At 72.8% G+C, this 22,422-nt stretch carries 21 protein-coding genes; 17 read left to right on the forward strand and 4 right to left on the reverse strand.

The features are described 5' to 3' along the window. The first annotated feature begins 124 nt into the window (after positions 1–124). The 10 genes from ACLJQE_RS07235 (at position 125) to ACLJQE_RS07280 (ending at position 9,535) form a co-directional block, all read left to right on the forward strand. A complete protein-coding gene (locus ACLJQE_RS07235) occupies positions 125–1,831 on the forward strand; it encodes a hypothetical protein (RefSeq protein ID WP_410638218.1) in 1,707 nt (568 codons plus the stop codon). A 62-nt stretch (positions 1,832–1,893) separates the two neighbouring features. Further along, positions 1,894–2,706, forward strand: a complete 813-nt coding sequence (locus tag ACLJQE_RS07240) for a sugar phosphate isomerase/epimerase family protein (RefSeq protein WP_410638219.1) — start codon at positions 1,894–1,896, stop codon at positions 2,704–2,706. A gap of 132 nt (positions 2,707–2,838) precedes the next feature. Continuing rightward, positions 2,839–3,657: a thioesterase family protein gene (locus tag ACLJQE_RS07245; protein ID WP_410638345.1), complete on the forward strand. Its 819-nt coding sequence runs from the start codon at positions 2,839–2,841 to the stop codon at positions 3,655–3,657. A 52-nt stretch (positions 3,658–3,709) separates the two neighbouring features. Beyond that, entirely contained in the window at positions 3,710–4,519 is an 810-nt protein-coding gene (gene proC / locus ACLJQE_RS07250) for a pyrroline-5-carboxylate reductase (protein ID WP_410638220.1), read from the forward strand. Between the two features lie 208 nt (positions 4,520–4,727). Continuing rightward, complete coding sequence (locus tag ACLJQE_RS07255) at positions 4,728–4,943, forward strand: helix-turn-helix domain-containing protein (RefSeq protein ID WP_013222402.1); 216 nt, start codon at positions 4,728–4,730, stop codon at positions 4,941–4,943. Between the two features lie 164 nt (positions 4,944–5,107). Beyond that, complete coding sequence (locus tag ACLJQE_RS07260; protein ID WP_007030867.1) at positions 5,108–5,209, forward strand: 30S ribosomal protein bS22; 102 nt, start codon at positions 5,108–5,110, stop codon at positions 5,207–5,209. A 266-nt stretch (positions 5,210–5,475) separates the two neighbouring features. Further along, complete coding sequence (locus ACLJQE_RS07265) at positions 5,476–6,519, forward strand: NAD-dependent epimerase/dehydratase family protein (protein ID WP_410638221.1); 1,044 nt, start codon at positions 5,476–5,478, stop codon at positions 6,517–6,519. Positions 6,520–6,623: 104 nt separating this feature from the next. Continuing rightward, positions 6,624–7,625 (forward strand): lysophospholipid acyltransferase family protein, encoded by a 1,002-nt coding sequence (locus ACLJQE_RS07270; RefSeq protein ID WP_410638346.1) that lies wholly within the window; start codon positions 6,624–6,626, stop codon positions 7,623–7,625. Positions 7,626–7,652: 27 nt separating this feature from the next. Further along, positions 7,653–8,885: a sensor histidine kinase gene (locus ACLJQE_RS07275; protein WP_410638223.1), complete on the forward strand. Its 1,233-nt coding sequence runs from the start codon at positions 7,653–7,655 to the stop codon at positions 8,883–8,885. After that, positions 8,873–9,535, forward strand: a complete 663-nt coding sequence (locus ACLJQE_RS07280; RefSeq protein ID WP_410638224.1) for a response regulator — start codon at positions 8,873–8,875, stop codon at positions 9,533–9,535. Before ACLJQE_RS07275 ends, ACLJQE_RS07280 begins: the two co-directional genes overlap by 13 nt. Here the strand turns inward: ACLJQE_RS07280 and ACLJQE_RS07285 are convergent. From ACLJQE_RS07285 to ACLJQE_RS07300, 4 genes are all read right to left on the reverse strand, one after another. After that, complete coding sequence (locus tag ACLJQE_RS07285) at positions 9,514–10,410, reverse strand: CPBP family intramembrane glutamic endopeptidase (protein WP_410638225.1); 897 nt, start codon at positions 10,408–10,410, stop codon at positions 9,514–9,516. The two genes, ACLJQE_RS07280 and ACLJQE_RS07285, sit on opposite strands and share 22 nt — an antisense overlap. 105 nt (positions 10,411–10,515) lie before the next feature. Beyond that, the gene (locus ACLJQE_RS07290; RefSeq protein ID WP_410638226.1) at positions 10,516–11,433 is read right to left on the reverse strand and encodes an HAD family hydrolase; all 918 of its coding nucleotides are present in this window, start codon (positions 11,431–11,433) and stop codon (positions 10,516–10,518) included. An 83-nt stretch (positions 11,434–11,516) separates the two neighbouring features. After that, complete coding sequence (locus ACLJQE_RS07295; protein WP_410638227.1) at positions 11,517–12,587, reverse strand: DUF5667 domain-containing protein; 1,071 nt, start codon at positions 12,585–12,587, stop codon at positions 11,517–11,519. A 115-nt stretch (positions 12,588–12,702) separates the two neighbouring features. After that, the gene (locus ACLJQE_RS07300; protein WP_410638229.1) at positions 12,703–13,395 is read right to left on the reverse strand and encodes a sigma-70 family RNA polymerase sigma factor; all 693 of its coding nucleotides are present in this window, start codon (positions 13,393–13,395) and stop codon (positions 12,703–12,705) included. Positions 13,396–13,727: 332 nt separating this feature from the next. Between ACLJQE_RS07300 and ACLJQE_RS07305 the strand changes: the two genes are divergently transcribed. The 7 genes from ACLJQE_RS07305 (at position 13,728) to ACLJQE_RS07335 (ending at position 22,362) form a co-directional block, all read left to right on the forward strand. Continuing rightward, positions 13,728–15,239 (forward strand): AMP-binding protein, encoded by a 1,512-nt coding sequence (locus tag ACLJQE_RS07305; RefSeq protein WP_410638230.1) that lies wholly within the window; start codon positions 13,728–13,730, stop codon positions 15,237–15,239. 19 nt (positions 15,240–15,258) lie between these two features. Then, positions 15,259–15,495 carry a glutaredoxin family protein gene (locus tag ACLJQE_RS07310; protein ID WP_360263394.1) on the forward strand — a complete coding sequence of 79 codons (237 nt, stop codon included), beginning with the start codon at positions 15,259–15,261 and terminating at the stop codon, positions 15,493–15,495. A 64-nt stretch (positions 15,496–15,559) separates the two neighbouring features. Continuing rightward, on the forward strand, positions 15,560–17,137 hold the full coding sequence (locus ACLJQE_RS07315; RefSeq protein ID WP_410638231.1) for a molybdopterin-dependent oxidoreductase: 1,578 nt from the start codon (positions 15,560–15,562) through the stop codon (positions 17,135–17,137). A 357-nt stretch (positions 17,138–17,494) separates the two neighbouring features. Continuing rightward, entirely contained in the window at positions 17,495–18,418 is a 924-nt protein-coding gene (locus ACLJQE_RS07320) for a redox-sensing transcriptional repressor Rex (protein ID WP_410638232.1), read from the forward strand. Positions 18,419–18,491: 73 nt separating this feature from the next. Beyond that, positions 18,492–19,799: a glutamyl-tRNA reductase gene (locus ACLJQE_RS07325; protein ID WP_410638233.1), complete on the forward strand. Its 1,308-nt coding sequence runs from the start codon at positions 18,492–18,494 to the stop codon at positions 19,797–19,799. A 20-nt stretch (positions 19,800–19,819) separates the two neighbouring features. Continuing rightward, on the forward strand, positions 19,820–20,749 hold the full coding sequence (gene hemC, locus ACLJQE_RS07330; RefSeq protein ID WP_410638234.1) for a hydroxymethylbilane synthase: 930 nt from the start codon (positions 19,820–19,822) through the stop codon (positions 20,747–20,749). A gap of 80 nt (positions 20,750–20,829) precedes the next feature. Beyond that, positions 20,830–22,362, forward strand: coding sequence for a uroporphyrinogen-III synthase (locus tag ACLJQE_RS07335; protein ID WP_410638235.1), 1,533 nt, complete (start codon positions 20,830–20,832; stop codon positions 22,360–22,362). Positions 22,363–22,422 lie beyond the last annotated feature (60 nt).

Here is a 22,422-nt window from a genome sequence, read left to right on the forward strand (position 1 = left end):
GTGGAGAGGTGACGGACATGCAAAGGTCGGTGTACGGCGCGCGCGGCGCCGCCGGTGTGCCGTCAGGTGCTGCTTCGCAAGGTGCCGAAACTTTCAACTCGGTGCGCGCAGGGGATCACCAGGTATGACGGACCAGACCGGAGGCGACCAGCCGCAGAAGACCGTTGCTGAGCTCCTCGCCCAGCACGGTGCCCAGGTCGACGGCGGACGCCGTCGCCGTCGGCGTGCCGCCGATGACGACGACGAACCCGGCACCCCCGAAGCCCCGCCCGGTGCGACCGGCTCGCACCGGCGGCCGGGCGTGAGCGACACCGGCCCGCAGGCGATCATCGACCGGGTGGCTTCCGAGGGCACCCCGCCCCCGCCGTCGCCACCCGCGCGGCCCGCCGGACGGCGCCGCGCCGAGCAGTCGCCGTCCCCGCCGCCGCCCGCGCCCCGCGCGGTCCCGCAGGACTCCCAGCCGCTGCCCCGGCCGGTGCCGCCGCCCGCTCGGCCCGCCCCCGGCGGCGCCGAGTCCGGCCAGTACGCCCGCCCGGCCCCGCAGGAGTCCGGCCAGTTCGCCCGGCCGCCGCAGGAGTCCGGGCAGTTCGCGCGCCCGCAGGAGTCCGCGCAGCTGCCGGTGCCGCCGCGGGCCGCGCCGCGCCGCCAGACCCCGCCGCCGCCACCGCCGCCACCGCAGCCTTCGCAGCAGTTGCCCGTGCCGCCGCCGCAGCCGTCCCAGCAGCTGCCGGTGCCACCGCAGCCTTCGCAGCAGCTGCCGGCCCCGCCGGCGGCCGAGGAGACCCGCGAGGCCGTCCCGCCGGTCCGGCGCCGCCCCGTGCCGCCGCAGCCGTCTCAGCAGCTGCCGGTGCCGCCCCAGCCGTCCCAGCAGCTGCCGACACCCCCGCCGCCGCCCGGCGGCCCGCTGTCGGCCCGGCTCGACGGCCTCAACGGCACCCCGGACGCCGACGTCGACGTCCCGCCGGGCCCGATGGCCAGCGGGCCGTTCGCCACGCCGCCCGCCGCGCCCGGCCGGCCCCGCCGCGCCCCGGCGCGCCGCCCCGAGCCGAAGCGCGAGGACCACACCGAGCAGTTCTCGGCGGTCCCCGACGACGAGCCGTCCGCCCCGCCGGTGCCGCCGAAGGGCCAGAAGCCCGAACCGCCGGAGCCGTCGTCGCCCGCGGGGCTGGCGAACTGGCGCAAGCGGCGGCAGCAGGAGCTAATGGAGGACACCGAGATCGGCGTCATGCCGGCGGTGCCCACCGACACCCCGGACGACGGCTACCCCGAGGAGGACTTCGAGCCCGACGGCTTCGCCCCGGAGAGCAGCGGCTACCAGGCCGCCTACGACGCGGGCCCGCCGACCGGTGCGTACCCGCCGCCGATGCCGTTCGCCCCCGGCGACCGGGCTTCGCGGGCGCCGGTCCCCGACGACCTCGCGCCCTACGAGCGCGAGTTCGCCGACGGCTACCCGGCGGACGGCCCGGACTTCGAACAGGACGACTACGCCTACGAGCAGGGCGAAGGCTACGAAGACGACGAGTACGACGACGCGCCCGAGCCGGCCGCGGAGCCGGAGCCCGCGGCTTCGCCCGGCAAGCAGTGGCTGGCACTGGCCGGCCAGCTGGCGATGGGCGTCGTCGGCGGGGCCGCCGTCTGGCTCGGCTTCAACTGGCTGTGGGTCAACATCCCCGCCGCCGCGCTGATCGCCGCGCTGCTGGTGGTCGTCGCGCTGGTCTGGATCGTGCGGAAGATCCGCCGCGCCGAAGACCTGCAGACCACCGTGCTCGCGGTGCTGGTGGGCCTGGTGGTGACGGTGTCGCCGGCTGCGTTGCTGCTCGTCGGCCGCTGACGCGGTGATCCGCGTCGCGTTGGCGGCCCGGCGGCGCCACGCACCCTCGGTCACGAGGCAGGATGGCGCGCGTGACAGACGAGCAGCCGGTCCCCGTCGGACTCAGCACGGCGTCCGTGTGGCCCCTCAAGGCGGGCACGGCCTTCGAGCTGGCCGCCGAGCTCGGCTACGACGGTGTCGAGGTGATGGTCTGGGCCGACCCGGTCAGCCAGGACGTCACCGCACTGCGGCGCTGGTCGCGGCGCACCGGCGTGCCCGTGCTGTCGGTGCACTCGCCGTCGCTGCTGATCACCCAGCGGATCTGGTCGCCGGACCCGGTCGTGCGGCTGCGGATGTCGGTCGACGCCGCCCTCGAACTGGGCGCGCGCACGGTGGTGGTGCACCCGCCGTTCCGCTGGCAGCGCCGGTACGGGGATGCGTTCGGCGATCTGGTCGCCGAACTGGAGGAGTCGAGCGGCGTCGAAATCGCCGTGGAAAACATGTTCAAGGTCCGGCCGCCCGGTGGTTCGAAGAATTCGCGGGTCTCCGCGTTCCGGCCGTCGATCGATCCGACGGACGTCGGGTTCCGGCACTACACGCTCGACCTGTCCCACACCGCGGCAGCCGAGATGGACGCGCTGGCGCTCGCGCAACGGATGGGTGACGGGCTCACCCACGTCCATCTGGCCGACGGCACCGGCGTCCCGCGGGACGAACACCTGGTACCCGGCCGTGGCGGCCAGCCGTGCGCCGAACTGCTCGAGAAGCTGGTCAGCAACGGTTTTGCCGGCCAGATCGTGCTGGAGATCAACACCCGGCACGTCGGCACCGCGGCCCAGCGGGTCCGCGATCTGGCCGAGGCGCTGTTGTTCGCGCGGCTCCACCTCGGGCAATAACGCGCCGGGCCTACCTGCTCCCGAGTGCATTTCCGCCGGTACAACCCGTAAAGTTCGGACCGTGAAACCGTCGCTCTCGTTGCTCGTCACCTGCCCCGATTCCCGAAATGGCGCGGACCGTTCGTGAGCGGAATGGACGGCACCGCCGTGTCCTTCGACACGGCGTGTGCGGCGCGGTCGCTGGGGGACGGCACCTTCACCGCGGTGCTGCGTGCGGAATGGGCCATCGGCTCGCACCCGCACGGGGGTTTCCTGCTCGCCCTGCTCGCCAGGGCGGCGGTCGCCGCCCTGCACGAGCGCGGTGAGCCGCACGCGGAGCCACTGGTCGTCAGCGCGGAGTTCCTGCACGCACCCGCGCTCGGCCCGGTGCTGCTGCGCACGGACGTCCGCAAGGTCGGCCGCCGCGCGACGGTGGTCGAGGTCCGGCTGGAGCAGCGCGGCCGCAGCTGCGTCGAGGCCAGGGTGACGACGGGACGGCTTCCGATGCGGCGGCCGGAGTGGACCGACGTGCCGTCGATGCCCGCCGAGCCGCCGCCTGGCGCGCTGGCGATGGCGGAGAGCACCGAAGGGCCGTTCAACCTGGCGAAGGGCTGCGAGGTCCGGCTGGACCCGGCGACGGCGGGCTACCTGACCGGCCGCACGGGCGAGCCACCCCGGATGCGGCTGTGGGTCCGGCCGCGGCACAGCCTGGCCGACCCGTACTTTTCGCTGCTGGCGTCCGACGTGAACCCGCCGGTGGTGATGAACCTCGGCCGCATCGGCTGGGCCCCGACGGTGCAGCTGACGGCGTTGCTGCGGACGCGCCCGGCGCCGGGCTGGCTGCGGGTGGTGGTGGAGTCGAGGTCGGTGCACGAGTCCTGGTTCGACTCCGACGCGACGGTGGTGGACGCGCAGGGCAGGCTGGTGTGCCAGGCCCGGCAGCTCGGCCTGGCCCCGGCACCGGGCGGCTGAACGCGGTAACCCGGCACCGGGCGGCCGAGGCGTGTTTGGCACGCTTGCTCCCATGACGGTCATCGCGGTGCTGGGTGCGGGCAAGATCGGTGAGGCGTTGCTTTCGGGGCTGCTGCACGGCGGCCACGAAGCCGGCGACCTCCTCTTCACCGAGCGGTACCCGGCGCGCGTCGAAGAACTGACCTCCCGCTACGGCATCCGCGGCGTCGAGGTCGGGGAAGCGGCCAAGCGGGCCGACATCCTGGTCGTCGCCGTCAAGCCGCAGGACATCGAGCCCGTGCTCGACGAGCTCGCGCCGCTGCTCGCGCCGTCGTCGCTCGTCGTCTCGCTGTGCGCCGGGCTGCCCACCGCGCTGTACGAGCGGCGGCTCGCCGAGGGCGTCCCCGTCGTCCGCGTCATGCCGAACACGCCGATGCTGGTCAACGAGGCGATGAGCGCCATCTCCGCCGGCCGGTACGCGACCGCCGAGCACCTCGCCGTCGTGCGGGACCTGCTCTCGCACGTCGGGCAGGTCGTCGAGGTGCCCGAAAGCCAGCAGGACGCCGTCACCGCGCTGTCCGGGTCCGGGCCCGCCTACTTCTTCTACCTGGTCGAGGCCATGATCGACGCCGGGATCCTGCTGGGCCTGCCGCGGGCGCTCGCCGGGCAGCTGATCATCCAGTCGGCCGTCGGCGCGGCGAAGATGCTCGCCGAATCCGACGAGCACCCCGTGCTGCTGCGCGAGGCCGTGACGTCGCCCGCCGGGACGACCATCAACGCCATCCGCGAGCTCGAGAAGCACGGCGTCCGCGCCGCGATGCTGGCCGCCATCGAGGCCGCGAAGGACCGTTCGGTGGAGCTCGGCAAGGCCCACGAGGGCTGACCCCCGCGCGCCCGATTTCCCCGGAAAGGGCGATTGCCGGGGTCTTGCACGCGCCGGTGCCTGTGCGTTAGCGCTGGTAGGGGCCCATCTCGGTGACAGGCGTCGCATTAGTCCCACCAGTCCCGCTACTCTCGATAGAGCACGTGCGTGTCGATACCACAGGTGGGGAAGCCTCGTGGCGCGACACGTGTCGAAGGACGCGGTAAACATGTCGCCGAACAAGAAGGAGGATTTGCCCGCAGTCGGGCAGGTCCAGTTCCTGACGGTCGCCGAAGTGGCCACGCTGATGCGGGTCTCCAAGATGACCGTCTACCGTCTCGTGCACTCGGGGGAGCTGCCCGCCGTCAGGGTCGGGAAGTCCTTCCGGGTGCCGGAAAAAGCAGTGCACGAGTACCTCCAGGGTGCCTATTACGACGTGGGCTGAACCAGGTCGGGCACGCCGTGACCAGCGGCGCGCAGCGCTACGGCGTGCCCGCCGACCGGCCCGTCACGGGTGACGGGTAACCTGGAAAACCGCTCGTGCCTGTGCGCTCCACCCGTTGGACGCTGCGCCGGGCAGCGTGACCGACGTCGACCTAAGGAGCGCCCATGGGCTCTGTGATCAAGAAGCGCCGCAAGCGCATGTCGAAGAAGAAGCACCGCAAGCTGCTTCGCCGTACGCGAGTGCAGCGTCGCAAGGCCGGCAAGTAACTCTGCTTGCCCAAGCTGAGCGTCACCGTGGCCCGTCCAGTCTCTGGACGGGCCACGTCCATTTGGTGGGCACGTTCCGCCCGTTCGAGTGAGGCGTTCGTCGCTTTCCGGGGAAACCCGCGTTAATAGCACGTGAGACAGCCCGGAGCTACCACTGAAGAGCGGTAACATCTCAAGGGCGTCCGCGCGATGCTTCCAACGAGTGCAGGTACGCGCACCTCGGGTGATCGTCCACCCCCCAAACGCCCTACGCCGCAGGGAGTCGCATGCCGTCGAACATCGTGCTCGTCACCGGCGTCGCCGGGGAGCTGGGCGGGAAACTGCTCGCCCGGCTGGGCAACAACCCCGACTTCGAACGGGTCATCGGTGTCGACACGGTCCCGCCGGACAAGGCGGTCCTGCAGCGCATGGGGCACGCGGAGTTCGTCCGCGCGGATATCAGGAACCCGTTGATTGCCAAGGTGATCAGCACGGCCAACGTCGACACGGTGGTCCACGCCTCCTGCACCGCGCACCCGGCCGGGCCGGGGCGCCGCACGGCGATCAAGGAAGTCAACGTCATCGGCACCATGCGGCTGCTCGCCGCCTGCCAGCGCTCCCCGCAGGTCCGGAAGCTGGTCGTCAAATCGACGGCGGCGGTCTACGGCGCCGGCGCCCGCTCGCAGGCGGTGTTCACCGAGGACTCCGAGCTCATCCCGACGTCGACCAGCGGATACGCGAAGGACGCCGTCGAGATGGAGGGGTACGTGCGCGGCCTGGTGCGCCGCCGCCCCGACATCACCACGACGTTGTTCCGGTTCGCCAACATCATCGGCCCCGAGACCGACACCGTCCTCGCGCGCTACTTCGCGCTGCCGGTGGTGCCGACGGTCTTCGGCTACGACGCGCGCATCCAGCTGCTGCACTCCGCGGACGCGTTGTCCGTGCTGGAACGGGCGACCCTGCACGACAAGCCCGGCGTGTTCAACGTCGGCGCGGAGGGGGTACTCACCCTTTCACAGGCGATCCGGCGGGCCGGCCGGGTCGAGCTGCCGATGCCGCGGAGCGTGGTGCCGTCGGTCGGCAAGGTCCTGCGCGGCGCCCGCGTCGTGGACTTCTCCGCCGACCAGGTCCGGCTGCTGAACTTCGGCCGGGTCGTCGACATCGCCAAGCTGAAGCAGGACTTCGGGTACACCCCGCGGTGGACCACACGTGAGGCGTTCGACGACTACATCGTGGGACGCGGCCTCCGCCCGGTGCTCGACGGCGGCAAGCTGGCCGGACTGGCCGGCAAGGTGCTTGTTGCCGCGGCGACGGGGCAGAGCCGATGAGCAGGCCGTTCGGGGGTCCGGGTGGCGGAGCCCCCGGCCCGGAGCGAAGCTCCGGTTGTTACAGCAGGCCGCACGACTTGGACGACTTCGGAAGCGAGGCGGGAATGGTGGGCGGTGCCGAGGCGCAAGTCATCCCCTTGCACGGACCGGGCCGGGAAAAGCCGGAAGCTCGTGCGGCCGAGAGAGATCTCCGCGAGCAGGAAGCCGCGCGGGCCGACGCGCCGGTCGTCGCCTTCCCCGGTGGCGTCGAGCAGCCGGCGCCGGACGGGCCCCTTTCGGACGCCGCGCGCTCGGCGCTCGGCTTCATCCGCGACCGGCTGACCGGCGACTACACGGTCGACGAGTTCGGCTTCGACGCCGAGCTGACCGAAGCGGTGTTCCTCCCGCCGCTGCGCGCGCTGTACAAGAAGTGGTTCCGCGTCGACACCTACGGCGTCGAGAACCTCCCGGCGGCCGGCGGCGCGCTGCTGGTGTCCAACCACTCGGGCACGATCCCGCTCGACTCCCTGATGACGGCGGTGGCGGTCCACGACGAGACCGGCGGCCGTCACCTGCGCGGCCTCGGCGCCGACCTGGTGTTCCAGGTGCCGCTGGTCGGGTCGTTCGCCCGCAAGTCCGGGCAGACCCTGGCCTGCCACGCGGACGCCGAGCGCCTGCTGCGCAAGGGCGAGCTGGTCGGGGTGTGGCCGGAGGGCTTCAAGGGCGTGGGCAAGCCGTTCGCGTCCCGCTACAAGCTGCAGCGCTTCGGCCGCGGCGGCTTCGTGTCGGCCGCCCTGCGCGCCGGCGTGCCGATCATCCCGGTGTCGGTGATCGGCGCCGAGGAGATCTACCCGAAGCTCGGCGACATCAAGGTGCTGGCCCGGATGCTCGGGCTGCCGTACTTCCCGGTGACGCCGTTCTTCCCGATGCTGGGCCTGCTCGGCGCGGTCCCGCTCCCGACGAAGTGGAGCATCGAGTTCGGTGCGCCGATCGCGACGGACTCCTACGGCCCGGACGCCGTCGACGACCCGATGCTGGTGTTCCAGCTGACCGACCAGGTGCGCGAGTCGATCCAGCAGACGCTGTACCAGCGGCTTTCGCAGCGGAAGTCGGTCTTCCGCGGCTGAGTTGCGCGGTGCTCTACCCTCTCCGGGATGGCCACCGAGGACGCCCGGCCGTGGCACCCGGTCGTCCGCGCCCGTGCCGCGCTGGACGCGCTGGAGCGGCTCGTCGTGGGCTTGGGCACCGCCGTGCTGGCGGTCGCCGCCTCGCTGTGGCTGCTCGGGACGGCGGTGCTGTGCGTGGCCGGAGTCGGCATCCTGCTGGTGCCCGCCTCTCTGCGCCTGGTGCGCACCGTCGCCGACCGGGAGCGGACGCGGCTGGAGGTCCTCCGCCCGGAACCCGTGCCGCGGCGGCTGCGTGCCGCCCTCGCCCAGGCCTCCGTCCGGCGCGAACTGGGCTGGCTCGTCTGCCACAGCACCTTCGGGCTGCTCCTCAGCCTGACCGCCCTCACCCTGGCCGTCGACGTCATGCACGACGCGTCGTTCCCGGCGTGGTGGTGGTTCGTCTCGCCCGCCGACGCCACTCCGGCCCAGGGGTTCTTCACGGCCACGGACTGGGGTGACGCCTTTCTGGTCTGCCTGTTCGGCGTCGCGACGCTGGTCGTCTCGGTGCTGGTCATGCCGCTGCTGGCCCGGCTGCAGGAGTGGACGGCGAAGCGGCTGCTGGCGCCCGAGCGCGGCACCGACCTCGCGCTGCGCGTGGCCGAGCTGACCGCCACGCGCGCGGCCGCGCTGGACGCCCACGCCGTCGAGCTGCGGCGGATCGAACGGGCGCTGCACGACGGGACGCAGAACCGGCTCGTCGCGGTGAACGTGCTGCTGGGTGCGGCAACGCGGGCGCTGCCGCGGGATCCCGCCGCGGCGGAGGAAATCCTCGGGCGCGCCCAAGACGCCGGCGAGCAGGCGCTCGCGGAACTGCGCGGGGTGGTGCGCAGTATCCTCCCGCCGGTGCTGACCGGACGCAGCCTTCCCGACGCGCTCACCGCGCTGGCCGCCGGCTGCCCGGTGACCTGCCGGATCGACGCCGACCTGCCCGTCCACCCGGCGGTCTCGGTCCAGGTGACGGCCTACTTCGTGGTCGCCGAGGCGCTCACCAACGTCGCCAAGCACAGCGGGGCCGGCGCCGCGACCGTCCGGCTCCGCCGCGAGCGGGACCGGGTGCACGTGGAGGTCACCGACGACGGCCGCGGCGGGGCGGACGAGGACAGCGGGTCCGGGCTGACCGGAATCCGGCGCCGCGTCGAGGCCCACGACGGGACGTTCGCGCTGGCCAGCCCGGCCGGCGGGCCGACGACCCTGAAGGTGAGCCTGCCGTGCGGATCGTGATCGCCGAGGACGACCTGCTGCTGCGCGAAGGGGTCGCGATGCTGCTGCGCGCCGAGGGCGTCGACGTGCGGGCGGCGGTGGCCAACGCCGAAGACTTCCTCGCGGCCGTGGACGAACACGCGCCGGATCTGGCCATTGTGGACGTCCGCATGCCGCCGACGCACACGGACGAGGGCATCGTCGCGGCCGTCGAGGCCCGCCGCCGTCAGCCGGGCCTCGCGGTCCTCGTGCTCTCCGCGTACGTCGAGCAGGCGTTCGCCACGGAGCTGTTCACCGACGGCGGTGCCCGGCTCGGCTACCTGCTCAAGGAGCGTGTCGGCCGGGTCGAGGAGTTCCTGGAGGCCCTGCACCGGGTGGCGGACGGCGGCACCGCCATCGACCCGGAGGTGGTGGCCCAGCTGCTGACGCGCAGCCGCCCGGACAACCGGCTCGAGCGCCTCAGCGCCCGAGAGCGCGAAGTGCTGTCGCTGATGGCGGAGGGCTTGGGCAACAGCGCGATCGCCGAACGGCTCGTCGTGACCGACGGCGCGGTGCACAAGCACATCCGCAACATCTTCGCGAAGCTCGACCTCGCGCCGGCCGACCGGGCGGACCGGCGGGTGACGGCGGTGCTGCACTACCTGCGGGGTCAGGCGGCCTTCGGCCGGTAGCCCAGCCGTCCCCGGGTCGCGACGAGCAGCACGAGGGCGATCACGGTCGAGGCGAGCAGGAACGCGTGTGTCGTGTCGCGGATCGGCAGCGACGGGAACATTTCCGACCAGGCGAGCGAGAAGAAGTTGTTGACGCTGGTGTGCAGCAGCATGGCCAGCGGCAGGCTCTGGCCGGTGCGGTTGAACACCCAGGTCATGATGATGCTGAAGGTGACGCAGGTGGCGACGAACTCGACCGCCGTCAGCCAGGTGACGTCCGGCCAGCCACCCCACTCGCTGAAGAACAGCGGCAGGTGCCACACGCCCCACAGCGGGCCGAGGACCAGCGTGCCGCCGAGCGGCCCGAAGCGCTGCTGGAGACGGGGGAGCGCGAAGTCCCGCCAGCCGGGTTCCTCCGCGAGCCCGGTCGTGAGCATCTGCAGCACCAAGCCCGGCACGTAGGCCACCAGCGTCGCCACGGCGGGCAGCACGGGGTGCTGCTCCGACAGCGCGATCGTGGTAATGGTGAGCGCGGCCGGCACGCTGAGCACGACCGCCACGTACCAGAGCCAGTTGACCCGCCACTTGAACAGCCGCGCGGTCCAGCGGCGCAGCCCCGTGCGTCCGTCGGCGATCGCGGTGACGAGGAACGCCGCGCCGATCGGGCCGAGGTAGGCACCCGGCAGGACACCGGCGAACTGCGCGGTGCCGAGCACCTCCGGGAACCGGAAGTGCAGGACGCCCAGCCCGTTCTCCGACAGGATGTAGGGCGTCCACGCGACCCAGCTCAGCAGGTTGGCCAGGACGAAGAACCAGGTGAGCGGGCGTCTGCGGATGCTGTCCCGCAGGCCGCCCCGGTCGCTGGTCCGCTCTTCGATGTCCACTCGGGTCGCCACCACACTGTCCCTTCGGGAAAGCCGCTGTTTCCGGTGGAAGAAGCACACCAGTCACCGGCGGGCGGGTCACTCCCGCGCACACCCGAAGAGGTGGTAGCGCAGGCGCTACCGGCGGCGGTAGGCCATGCCGGCCGCCACCGCGCCGGCCAGCGCGCCCGCGCCCAGGACCGACGGCACGCCGATCTTCGCGGCCTTGCGGCCGGTGCGGAAGTCGCGGATTTCCCAGCCGCGGGCCCGGGCCACGTCGCGCAGGCCGCCGTCCGGGTTGACCGCCACCGCCGTGCCCACCACCGACAGCATCGGGATGTCGTTCGCCGAGTCCGAGTAGGCCGTGCAGCGCTTGAGGTTCAGGCCCTCGCGGGAGGCCAGTGCCCGGACCGCATGGGCCTTGGCGCGGCCGTGCAGGAGGTCGCCCACCAGGCGGCCCGTGTACACGCCGTCGCGGGTCTCGGCCACGGTGCCCAGTGCTCCGGTGAGACCCAGGCGGCGGGAAATGATCGCCGCCAGCTCGATCGGGGTGGCCGTCACCAGCCAGACCCGCTGGCCCGCGTCCAGGTGCATCTGGGCCAGCGCGCGCGTGCCGGACCAGATCTTGTCCGCCATCAGCTCGTCGTAGATCTCTTCGCTGATCGACGTCAGCTCCGCCACCGTGCGGCCGGCCACAAAGGACAGTGCGCGCTCGCGGTGGGTCTTGATGTCCTCTTTGTTCTCGCGGCCGCCGAGGCGGAACTTGATCTGGCCCCACACGAAGCCGGCCAGGTCCGAGGACGTGAAGAACTTCCGCGCCGCGAGCCCGCGGGCGAAGTAGAAGATCGACGCGCCCATCATCATCGTGTTGTCGACGTCGAAGAACGCGGCCGCGGTCAGGTCCGGCGGGGCCGGCGGGGTGGGCGGCTCAGCAGCTTCGGAGACCACCCGGGCGTGGGCAGCCTCGGCCGACGCCTCGCCCGCGAGCGCGGCGAGCCGTTCGAGCTCCTGACTCTTGTCCCTGCCACGCCAAGCTGACACGCACACCGCCTCCACGTTTGCCCACGTTTGGCCACGTCCCGGTCCTTCGCACAGCGTAGCGAGCCGCCCACCGCGCCGTCGCAGGTGTGGGCGGGACCTCAGCCGATCACGATCGGCGGCAGGCCGGGCAGCAGCGGCGGGATCGACACCAGCGGCGGCGGGGGCGTGGTGGTGGCCGTCACCGGCGGCCGGGACGTCGCCGACGGCTGGCCGAACACCGGGGGCGGGGTCACGCCGCCGGTCGGCGCCGGGATGCCGGGCGTCGCCGCGGCGTCCGACGGCGGCAGCTGCGTGCCCGTCGGTGACGGCGACGTGCTGTCTGCCGACGACGGCGCCACCGACGCCGACGTCGGCCGGTCGCCGGCGGCCGGGGCGGGCCGCTGGGTGCATTCGCCGGTCGCCGGGAGCGGGCCCAGCTCGTCGGACGCGCCGGTGGTGATCTGGTAGCAGTTCATCCGCGCCACCAGGCCGCTCGTGCGTTCCTGGACCTTGCCCAGCAGGTCCCGGACGTCGCCGAACACCGGCGCCGCGTCCGCCGGGAGCGGCTGCGAGGCCAGCCTCGCCGCCTGGTTGCGCGCCCACAGCCGGACGTCGGACAGCGCCTGCGTGCCGCCGCCGTCGCTGGTCGCCGTGGCGGACATCCGGGCGACGCCGGCCCGCAGATCGGTGGCGAAGTCGTCGTACGCGGTCCGGTAGTCGGCTTCGCCCGCCCCTTTCGCGGCCAGCTCGCCGAGCTCGGTGATCCGGTTGGTGGCGAATTCGAGGTGCTTGCGTGCCTTCTCCTGCTCGCCGAACGTCAGGCCCAGCGCCGTGGACTCCCCGGCGCGCTTCACGGTGTACAGCGGGTCGCCGGGCAGCGCGGTGCGCGAGAGCACCAGCGTCAGCCCGGACAGGACGAGGAAGAGGAAGAGCGCGGCGGCCACCAGGTCGGCGGTCCGCGGCCGCCACCTCCGACGTGGGGTGGTGGCCGCCGCCGTCTCCAGGCGGCCCGCGATCTCCGCGCGGATCCGCTGCCGCGTCTCCAGGTCCGGGGCCCCGGCCGCGCCGAGCTCGCGCAGCGCGCCGACGAGCGCCAGTTCGTCGGCGAACTCGCCGTCCCGGCGTACCGGCGACGGTTCCAGGGCGCGCGCGAACCGCTCGCTCTCGGCTCGCTCACGCGCAAACCTCACGGCGCTGCTCTCCATCCCGGGCTTCGGCCGGTCCTGACACCGGTCTGCGTGGGGTAACGATCCAGAAGCCGTCAGGGTTACCGGTTTCGGCCGACGAACGGGAAAGTTCGCGGGTTCAGCGCAATCCGGTGGGCAGAAGTTGTGCCAAACGGCGTACCGCGCGGTGCTGCAGCGCCTTGATCGCCCCTTCGTTGCGGTTCATGATCTCGGCCGTCTCGGCCACCGACAGGCCCTGCAGGAACCGCAGGACAATGCATTCCCGCTGGTCGTCGCCCAGTTCCGCGACGCAGCGCAGCAGTTCGGCCCGGGTGGCGCGGCTGATCGCCTCCTGCTCGGGGCCCGCCTGCACGGTCGCGCCGACGCCGAACGGCGCCGAACCGGGCTCGGTCACCTCGTCGGTGACCACCTCGAGCTTGAACCGGCTCGACTTGACGTGGTCGAGCACGAGGTTGCGGGCGATGGTGACGAACCAGGCGCCGACGTCACGTCCCTGGTAGCTCACCGACGTGATGCGGCGCAGCGCACGCAGGAACGTCTCGCTGGTGACGTCCTCGGCGAGGTCGCGGTCACCGAGGCGGAACAGCACGTACCGGTAGACGACGTCGACGTAGCGGTCGTAGAGCCGGCCGAAGGCGGACGAGTCGCCGTCCTGCGCGGCCCGCACCAGGTCCCAGGCTTCGGCCTTCGCCGCCTCGGCGCGCTCGTCGTCGGACGCCTGCCTGCTCAGCGGCACGGCGGGCGAGCGGCCGAAGACGCGCTCGGCGAACATGAAGACGGGCCCACGGCTCACGGCGGTCGGCACGGTCATCGGGCGGCACCTCCGGCGGTGGCTTCGACCCAGCGGGCCACGGTGTCCCCGGTGCCCCCAAAACCCCCGGAACCCGGACGAGCAGGGGCCGGCCGGCTCGCATGCCCCACGACCTCGTGGGCAGGCAAGTTCCTCACGGCGACTCCCTCTCTCCGGTCGCTCCGGTGATCAACAACACCGGCGCGACGCAGTGCAGCATACGTGTAGTTACCGCTAAGTAGGTAGTGGTTCCGGGGTTGCGCAGACTCGACGCTCGCGGTCAGCACCCATGACGTCGCTTCAGATGACAGACTTGCAACGGTTCGCAGCGGGTGAGGAGAGGTGGGTCGCGGGTGAGTGCTCCAGAGGCGACGCAGCCGGGGGTCGGCGGGCTGGTCACACGGGCCGCGGCGACGTGGCCGGAGCACCCGGCGGTGCTCGAAACCGGCACCGGGCGCGGCCTGACCTACCGCCAGGTCGACGCGGCCGCCCAGGCTCAGGCCCGCCGGCTGGCCGACGCCGGTGTCACGCCCGGCGACCGGGTCGGCCTGCGGCTGCCGACGTCGGTGGACTTCGTGGTCGCCTTCTTCGGCGCGCTCCGGGCGGGGGCGGTCGTCGTGCCGCTGTCGCCGCAGGTGCCAGGGCTCGAACTGGAGAAGCTGCTGGAACACAGCGGCGCGAAGGTCGTCGTCCAGCGCGAGGCGGCCGAGGACCTCCCGGACGGCGTGACCGGTCTCACGCCCGCGGGTGACCCGGATGGAGGAGGGGAAGTCTCCGGCACCGGCCGGGCCGGGGAGGACATCGCGGTCATTTCGTACACCTCCGGCACGACCGGGCCGCCGCGCGGGGTGATGCTGTCGCACCGCGCGCTGCTGGCGAACCTCGAGCAGATCGGCGCGCTCGAAGGCGCCCTCACCCACGACGACCGCGTGCTGATCACCATCCCGCTCTTCCACGTCTACGGCCTCGGGCCCGGCCTCCTGCAGGCCACCGCGGTCGGCGCGACCGCGGTGCTCTCGGAGCGCTTCGAAGCGCAGCGGACGCTGGACGACTGCGCCGAACACCGCGTCACCTCGATCACCGGCGTCCCGACGATGTACGGCGAGTTCGCCGCGCTCGGCGCCGAGGAGCTCCGCCGCGGCCTGGCCACCGTGCGGCGGATGACCTCGGGTGCCGCGCCGCTGCACCCGAAGGTGCTGAGCGCGATCCGCGAGGCCACCGGCCTCGACGTCTTCGAGGGCTACGGCCTCACCGAATGCGCGCCCGTGGTGACCTCGACGCTGGTCACCGGCTACCCGAAGCCGGGCTCGGTCGGGCGGCCGCTGCCCGGGATCGAGCTGCGGCTGGTGGACAGCGACGGCACCGACCAGGCCGTGCCCCTCGACCCGGACGACGTCGACGACGTCTTCGAGGCCGACGGCGAGACCGGGCTGGTGTCGATCCGCGGCGCCAACCTCTTCTCCGGCTACTGGCCCGACGGCGGCCACGGGCCGGACGACGAGGGCTGGTTCCGCACCGGCGACGTCGGCTACCTCGACACCGACGGCGACCTGCACCTGGTCGACCGGGCCAACGACCTGATCATCGTCAACGGCTTCAACGTCTTCCCGCGCGAAATCGAAGACGTCATCGGGCGGCTGCCGGAGGTGGCCGAGGCCGCGGTCGTCGGGGTGGTCGACGAGCGCAGCGGCGAGGCGGTCAAGGCGGTCGTCGTGCCGGCGGCCGGGGCGGCGCTGTCCGAGCAGCAGGTCGTCGACCACTGCGCGGCCCACCTGGCCGGGTACAAGGTGCCGCACCTGGTGGAGTTCGCCGAGTCGCTGCCGCACTCGGCCACCGGGAAGCTGCGCCGCCTGCGGTTGCGGTAGGTGCGGTAGGAAGGACGGCATGGCGCACGAAGTGACGGTGATGGGCCGGGACGGCTGCCACCTCTGCGAGGTCGCGGAGGCCGACGTCGCCCGGATCTGCGGTGAGCTCGGGGTCGCGTGGAAGGCCGAGGACGTCGACACCGACCCGGAGTGGCGCGCGGAGTACGGCGACCGCGTCCCGGTGATCCTGGTCGACGGCGCCGAGCACGGGTACTGGCGCGTGGAAGAGGACCGGCTGCGGCGCGCACTGGCCTGAGCCGTAACCGGCTCGTAAGGGGTGCCGGGCCGCTTTGGTGGGCAAGTGCTCCGAAGATGGAGGCGTGAGCACTCTGCAGGACGCGCCGCCGCGTCGGCTTTCGCTGCCGGTCGCGACGCTGATCGGTCTTCTCGCGCTGGCCGCCGCCCTCGGCGCCGGGCACCTGGTGGCGGGGTTCGTCGGGTACACGGCGTCGCCGTTCATCGCGGTGGCGAACTACGTCATCGACCACAGCCCGACTGCCGTCGTGAAGTGGGCCGAGCGGACGCTGGGCACCTGGGACAAGCCGGTGCTCAAGCTCGGGCTCGCCGTGGTCCTGGTGCTGTTCGCGCTGCTCGCCGGGCAGCTTTCGCGCCGCACCCCGCGGGCCGGGCAGGTGCTCGTCGTCCTGCTGGGCGCCGCCGGCGTCGCGGCCGTGTACGTGCGCAGCGACCTCGGCCAGGTCTCGCTGCTGGCACCGGTCGCCGCCCTGGTCGCCGGCCTCGCCGTGTTCACCTTCCTTCACCGCGCGGCACTTTCACGTGAAAGTGCCCACCAGGGGGCCGAGCTTTCACGTGAAAGCTCGGCGTTGGGGGCGTCCCGGCGGAAGTTCCTGCGGGCCGGGGTCGGCGTCGCCGCGGGGTCGGGGATCGCCGCCGTCGTCGGCCAGGTCGCCGGGACGAGCTCGGACGCCGAGGACTCGCGGGCCGCCGTCGGGCCGCTCGTCCCGGCGCGCACCGTCCCGCCGCTGCCCGCGGACGCGGATTTCGCGAAGCTCGGCTCACCGCCGTTCCTCACGCCGAACGCGGACTTCTACCGCATCGACACCGCGCTGGTCGTGCCGCAGATCCGCACCGGGGACTGGAGCCTTCGCGTGCACGGGATGGTCGACCGCGAGGTGACCTTCTCCTACGCCGACATCCGCAACCGGCCGCTGGTCGAGCGGCAGGTGACGCTGACGTGCGTGTCCAACGAGGTGGGCGGGCCGCTGATCTCGACCGCGACCTGGATCGGCGTCGACCTCGCCGACCTGCTGGCCGAGGCGGGCGTGCAGGCGGGCGCGGAGCAGATGTTCGCCACCAGCGTCGACGGCTGGACGTGCGGCACCCCGGCGAACGCCGCCCTCGACCCGGCCCGCGGGGCGATGCTGGCGATCGGGATGAACGGCGAGCCCCTGCCGGTCGAGCACGGCTTCCCGGCCCGGATCGTCATCCCCGGCCTGTACGGCTACGTGTCGGCGACGAAGTGGGTCGAATCCCTCGAGTTCACCCGGTGGGACGCCCGGCAGGCGTACTGGCTGGGCCGCGGGTGGGCCGAGCAGGCGCCGATCAAGACGGAATCGCGCATCGACACACCGAGCGGGTTCGCGGGCGTCACGGCGGGCAAGGTCCGGCTGGCCGGGACGGCGTGGGCACCGCACACCGGCATCGCGAAGGTCGAGGTCCGGCTGGACCAGGGCCCGTGGCGGCCGGCGACGCTGTCGGCGGAGGTGAGCAAGGACACCTGGCGGATGTGGTGGATCGAACTCGACGTGCCCAAGGGCACCCACCAGGCGTCGGTCCGGGCGACCGACCAGGGCGGCTACACGCAGACGGAGAACCGCGCGGATCCGGTCCCGGACGGCGCCACCGGCTGGCATTCGGTCACCCTCGACGCCCGCTGAGCCGCCCGCCCGGAGCCGCCCGCCGACCAGTGCGCCGGAGCCGTTCACCGGGCCCGGTGGCCCGCTCGCCGCGCCGTCGGGCGGCACCCGGAGCAGGCAGTCGATCACCTTCGACGGGCGGCGGGCCCGGAAGTGCCTGGCGGGCAAGGATTCTGACGCGGTGTCGTGATCTTCGCCGCGCCCGTACGGGCCGGAACCGCCTCCGACCAGTGACTTTGTGCGTGCGTTCACAAGTGGTCTACCGTAGGGCCATCGCCCGGGCGGGCCGGTATCGAACCGGAGTCCGGGTCCTGGGTCAAGACACAGTTCCGAATGGCGATGGCCGCCAGACGTGCACAGCGGGCAGGAGACGACGGCGTGGTGACAGAGCGGGGGAGGCGCGACGCGGCGGACTCCCCGGGCCGGGCGCCCCGGCGGCCCCGCCGTCCGGCCGTCCCCGACGCCGACAACGCTCCCACCGCCGAAATGCCCGCCGTACCCGCCGGCGAGCCGGGCCGCAACGGGGATGCTCCCGAGGCCGTCCGGGCGAAGTCCATTCCCGAGGCCGCCGTCGCGCGGCTGGCCGTCTACCTCCGCGTGCTGTCCGGAATGTCCGAACAGGGCGCGACGACCGTTTCGAGCGAAGAGCTGTCGCAGGCGGCCGGCGTCAATTCCGCGAAGCTGCGCAAAGACCTCTCCTACCTGGGCTCCTACGGCACCCGCGGCGTCGGCTACGAGGTCGGCGTCCTGGTCAGCCAGATCGAGCGCATCCTCGGCCTGACCCGGCAGCACAAGGTCGCCGTGGTCGGGATCGGCAACCTGGGCCACGCGCTGGCCAACTACGGCGGCTTCCCGGGGCGCGGCTTCCCGGTCGAAGCGCTGTTCGACCTGGACCCGGACCTGATCGGCGTGCCGGTCGGCGGCCTCCCGGTGTCGCACATGGACGACATCCCCCGGATCTGCGCCGAGCGGGGCATCTCCATCGGCGTGATCGCCACTCCGCCCACCGCGGCGCAGTCGGTCTGTGACCGGCTGGTCACGGGCGGTGTCCAGTGCATCCTCAACTTCGCTCCCGTCGTGCTGCAAGTTCCTGCTCACATCGAGGTCCGCAAGGTGGATTTGGCCGTGGAGCTGCAGATACTCTCGTTCCATGTGGCCCGCCGAGCGGACAGTGAAGCCTCAGCCGCCGGCAATCAGGGCAATTCCGGATTACCCGGCGCGGTGTTGCCGTCCGAGAATGGGAACGGCAGGCGGAACGGCACGGGTCCGGACGGCGGACGGGAAATGGTGGTGCGTTCATGAGCGAGCTTGCGAGTGAATCATTCAACACAGCGCAGCCGCTTAGGCGCTCACCGAGCGTCAGCGAGGTGACCGCATGAGCGTCTTGGCGGTCGGGCTTTCGCATCGCAGTGCGGAGCTGAGCACGCTCGAGCGCGTCGCGGTGCCCGCGCCCGAGATCGGCAAGGTCCTCGACGAGCTGCAGCAGGCCGAGCACGTCAATGAGGTCATGCTGGTCTCGACGTGCAACCGGATCGAGGTCTACGCGGTCGTCGAGACCTTCCACGGCGGCCTCAACGACGTCTCCGAAGTCCTCGCCCGCCAGGCCGGGATGGTGCCCGCCGAGCTCTACGACAGCCTGTACGTCCACTACGCTGGCGCTGCCGTCGAGCACCTGTTCTCGGTCACCTCGGGCCTGGACTCGATGGTCGTCGGCGAGACGCAGATCCTCGGCCAGATCCGCGCCGCCTACGCCACCGCGCGCGAGGCCGGGACGGTCGGCCGCACGCTCCACGAGCTGATCCAGACCACGCTGCGCGTCGGCAAGCGCGTGCACACCGAGACCGGGCTCGACCAGCTCGGCGCGTCGGTCGTGTCCGAAGCGCTCGCCGCGGCCGGGGACGTCACCGGCAAGCACGCCGTCATCGTCGGGGCCGGCTCGATGGGTGCGCTGAGCGCGGCGCAGCTGCGGAAGGCCGGGATCGGCGAGATCACCGTGGCCAACCGCACCGACGCCCGCGCCCGCCGGCTCGCCGCGAACGTCACCGAGCAGGGTGTGCCGGCCCGCGCGATCCCGCTGTCCGCGGTCACCGGCGCGGTGCGCGACGCCGACATCGTGATCTGCTGCACCGGCGCGCAGGACGCCGTCTTCGGCCCGGAGCAGGTGCTGCCGCGCGGTGGCCGGGCGCTGGTCGTCTGCGACCTCGGCCTGCCCCGCGACGTCGACCCCGAGGTCGGCGAGCTGGCGGACGTCCGGGTGGTCGACCTGGCCACCGTCCAGCGCCGGATGCGCGAGGCGGGCACGCCGACCACCGAGCGCCAGACCGCCAAGGCGACCGGGATCGTGCTCGACGAGGTGCGCGACTACCTCGCCGGGCAGCGCAGCGCCGAGGTGACGCCGACGGTGACCGCGCTGCGCCGCCGCGCGGCCGAGGTCGTCGACGCCGAGCTGCTCCGGCTGGACAACCGCCTGCCCGACCTGGACGGCGCCGTCCGCGAGGAGGTCGGCCGCACGGTCCGCCGGGTGGTCGACAAGCTGCTGCACGCGCCGACGGTGCGGGTCAAGCAGCTGGCCGCCGAGACGGCCGAGACCGACTACGCGAACGCGTTGCGAGAACTGTTCTGCCTCGACCCGCAGGCGCCCGCCGCGGTGGCGAGCCCGAAGCCCCCACCAGAGAAGAAGTAGTAGTGACCAGAGTCATTCGCATGGGTACGCGTGGTTCGAAGCTCGCGCTGGCCCAGACCGGGACCGTCGCCGACGCCCTGCGCGCCACCGGCGCCGAGGTCGAGATCGTCAAGGTGACCACGCCCGGTGACCAGTCCTCCGCGCCGATTCCCACGATCGGGGTCGGCGTCTTCACGTCGGCGCTGCGGGAAGCGTTGCTGCGCAACGAAGTCGACGTCATCGTCCACTCGTACAAGGACCTGCCGACCGCCGCCGAAGCGGGCATCACGCTGGCGGCCGTGCCGCCGCGCGAGGACCCGCGGGACGCCCTGATCGCGCGCGACGGGCTGACGCTCGGCGAGCTCCCGCCCGGTTCCAGCGTCGGTACGGGCTCCCCGCGGCGCACCGCGCAGCTGCGTGCGCTGGGTCTCGGTTTGGAAATCGTGCCGATCCGCGGCAATATCGACACCCGCATGCGCAAGGTGACCGACGGCGAGCTCGATGCCGTGGTGCTCGCGCGTGCCGGACTGGCCAGGGTCGGACTGGCCGAGGCGATCACCGAGACCCTCGACCCGATCCAGATGCTGCCCGCGCCCGCCCAGGGCGCGCTGGCGGTGGAGTGCCGGACCGCGGACGTGGACCTCGAGCAGCTGCTCCGGTCCACTTTGGACGACGAGGGCACGCGGGCCGCGGTGACGGCCGAGCGGGCCCTGCTGGCCGCGCTCGAGGCGGGGTGCAGCGCGCCGGTGGGCGCGCTCGCCGAGATCGTCGAAGATCTCGACGCCGAGGGCAAGGTCGTGGAACGGATCTCGCTGCGCGGCACCGCCGCCGCGGAAGGCGGGAACGGTGCGGTGGACATGGTCCGGGCCTCCGCGCTGGCTGACAAGGACCAGGCCGCCCAGCTGGGCAAGGACCTGGCCGCCGAGCTGCTGGACCTAGGGGCCGGAGCACTCTCCGGTTCCGCCGAGTGACCTGGGCGTCACACATCCGAACGTAGGAGACCTGTGGCCGGGCGATCCCGCACGGCCGCCGCAAGAGGAGAAACGCACAGATGACCCCCGCGCGAAAGACCACCGGGCGCGTAGCCTTCGTGGGCTCCGGGCCCGGCGACGCCGGCCTGCTCACCGTCCGCGCCCAGGAACTGCTCACCAAGGCCGAGGTCGTGGTGACCGACCCCGACGTGCCGCAGTCCGTGCTCGCCATGGCCGCCGAGGGCGCCGAGGTCCGGCCCGCCGTCGGCGAGGCCGCCGAGGTCGCCAAGGACCTGACCGCCGAGGCCAAGGCCGGACGGCTGGTGCTGCGGCTGGTCGCGGGCGACCCGCTGACCACCCCGGCCGTGGTGGCCGAGGTCCAGGCGGTCGCGCGCACGAGCGCCGTGTTCGACGTCATCCCGGGTGTCTCCCCGGCCGCGGCCGTCCCGGCATACGCGGGCGTCGCGCTGGGCGGCACGCACACCGAGGTCGACGTCCGCGGCGACGTCGACTGGGCGGCTCTGGCCGCCGCGCCCGGCCCGCTGGTGCTGCACGCGACGTCGGCGCACCTGGCCGAGGCCGCTTCGGCGCTCACCGGCAACGGCGTGCCGGCGGCCACCCCGGTCGCGGTCACCGCGAACGGCACCATCAACACCCAGCGCACCCTCGACACCACGCTCGAGAAGGTCGCCAACGACGCCGGCGAGCTCGTCGGGCCGCTGATCGTCACGATCGGCCAGGCCGCCGGGCAGCGCTCGAAGCTGTCGTGGTGGGAGTCGCGCGCGCTGTACGGCTGGAAGGTCCTGGTGCCGCGCACCAAGGAGCAGGCGGGCGAGATGGCCGAGCGCCTGCGCGGCCACGGCGCGACGTCGCACGAGGTGCCGACCATCTCGGTCGAGCCGCCCCGCAGCCCGGCGCAGATGGAGCGCTCGGTCAAGGGCCTGGTCGACGGCCGCTACCAGTGGATCGTCTTCACCTCCACCAACGCGGTCCGCGCGGTGTGGGAGAAGTTCGAGGAGTTCGGCCTGGACGCCCGCGCCTTCTCCGGCGTGAAGATCGCCTGCGTCGGCAACGCCACCGCGGAAAAGGTGCGCTCGTTCGGCATCATCCCGGAGCTGGTCCCCTCGGGTGAGCAGTCTTCGGAAGGCCTGCTGGCCGAGTTCCCGCCGTACGACGACGTCCTCGACCCGGTTGACCGCGTGCTGCTGCCGCGGGCCGACATCGCCACCGAGACGCTGTCGGCGGGCCTGCGCGAGCGCGGCTGGGAGATCGACGACGTGACGGCCTACCGGACCGTCCGGGCCGCCCCGCCGCCCGCCGAGACCCGCGAGATGATCAAGACCGGCGGCTTCGACGCGGTCTGCTTCACCTCGTCCTCGACCGTGCGGAACCTGGTCGGCATCGCCGGCAAGCCGCACACCCGCACGCTGGTCGCGTGCATCGGCCCGAAGACCGCCGAGACCGCGGTGGAGTTCGGGCTCCGCGTCGACGTCCAGCCGGAGAAGGCCGACGTCCCGCACCTGGTGGACGCGCTGGCCGAGCACGCCGCCCGGCTGCGTGCCGAGGGTGCGCTGCCGCCGCCGCGGAAGGCGAAGCGGGCCCGCCGCTCCTGAGGTCCAAGCGCCCCAAGGTGGCCTTCGGTGCGTTGAACGCACCGAAGGCCACCTTGGGTG

The organism is Amycolatopsis sp. lyj-346 (assembly GCF_046548975.1).
GTDB lineage: Bacteria > Actinomycetota > Actinomycetes > Mycobacteriales > Pseudonocardiaceae > Amycolatopsis.

Excerpts from the sequence above, each read along its gene's own strand:
- ACLJQE_RS07235 (WP_410638218.1), top strand. The coding sequence starts at position 125 with ATGACGGACCAGACCGGAGGCGACCAGCCGCAGAAGACCGTTGCTGAG.
- ACLJQE_RS07240 (WP_410638219.1), top strand. The coding sequence starts at position 1,894 with ATGGCGCGCGTGACAGACGAGCAGCCGGTCCCCGTCGGACTCAGCACG.
- ACLJQE_RS07245 (WP_410638345.1), top strand. The coding sequence starts at position 2,839 with ATGGACGGCACCGCCGTGTCCTTCGACACGGCGTGTGCGGCGCGGTCG.
- proC (WP_410638220.1), top strand. The coding sequence starts at position 3,710 with ATGACGGTCATCGCGGTGCTGGGTGCGGGCAAGATCGGTGAGGCGTTG.
- ACLJQE_RS07255 (WP_013222402.1), top strand. The coding sequence starts at position 4,728 with ATGTCGCCGAACAAGAAGGAGGATTTGCCCGCAGTCGGGCAGGTCCAG.
- ACLJQE_RS07260 (WP_007030867.1), top strand. The coding sequence starts at position 5,108 with ATGGGCTCTGTGATCAAGAAGCGCCGCAAGCGCATGTCGAAGAAGAAG.
- ACLJQE_RS07265 (WP_410638221.1), top strand. The coding sequence starts at position 5,476 with ATGCCGTCGAACATCGTGCTCGTCACCGGCGTCGCCGGGGAGCTGGGC.
- ACLJQE_RS07270 (WP_410638346.1), top strand. The coding sequence starts at position 6,624 with ATGGTGGGCGGTGCCGAGGCGCAAGTCATCCCCTTGCACGGACCGGGC.
- ACLJQE_RS07275 (WP_410638223.1), top strand. The coding sequence starts at position 7,653 with ATGGCCACCGAGGACGCCCGGCCGTGGCACCCGGTCGTCCGCGCCCGT.
- ACLJQE_RS07300 (WP_410638229.1), bottom strand. The coding sequence starts at position 13,395 with ATGACCGTGCCGACCGCCGTGAGCCGTGGGCCCGTCTTCATGTTCGCC.
- ACLJQE_RS07310 (WP_360263394.1), top strand. The coding sequence starts at position 15,259 with ATGGCGCACGAAGTGACGGTGATGGGCCGGGACGGCTGCCACCTCTGC.
- ACLJQE_RS07325 (WP_410638233.1), top strand. The coding sequence starts at position 18,492 with ATGAGCGTCTTGGCGGTCGGGCTTTCGCATCGCAGTGCGGAGCTGAGC.
- hemC (WP_410638234.1), top strand. The coding sequence starts at position 19,820 with ATGGGTACGCGTGGTTCGAAGCTCGCGCTGGCCCAGACCGGGACCGTC.
- ACLJQE_RS07335 (WP_410638235.1), top strand. The coding sequence starts at position 20,830 with ATGACCCCCGCGCGAAAGACCACCGGGCGCGTAGCCTTCGTGGGCTCC.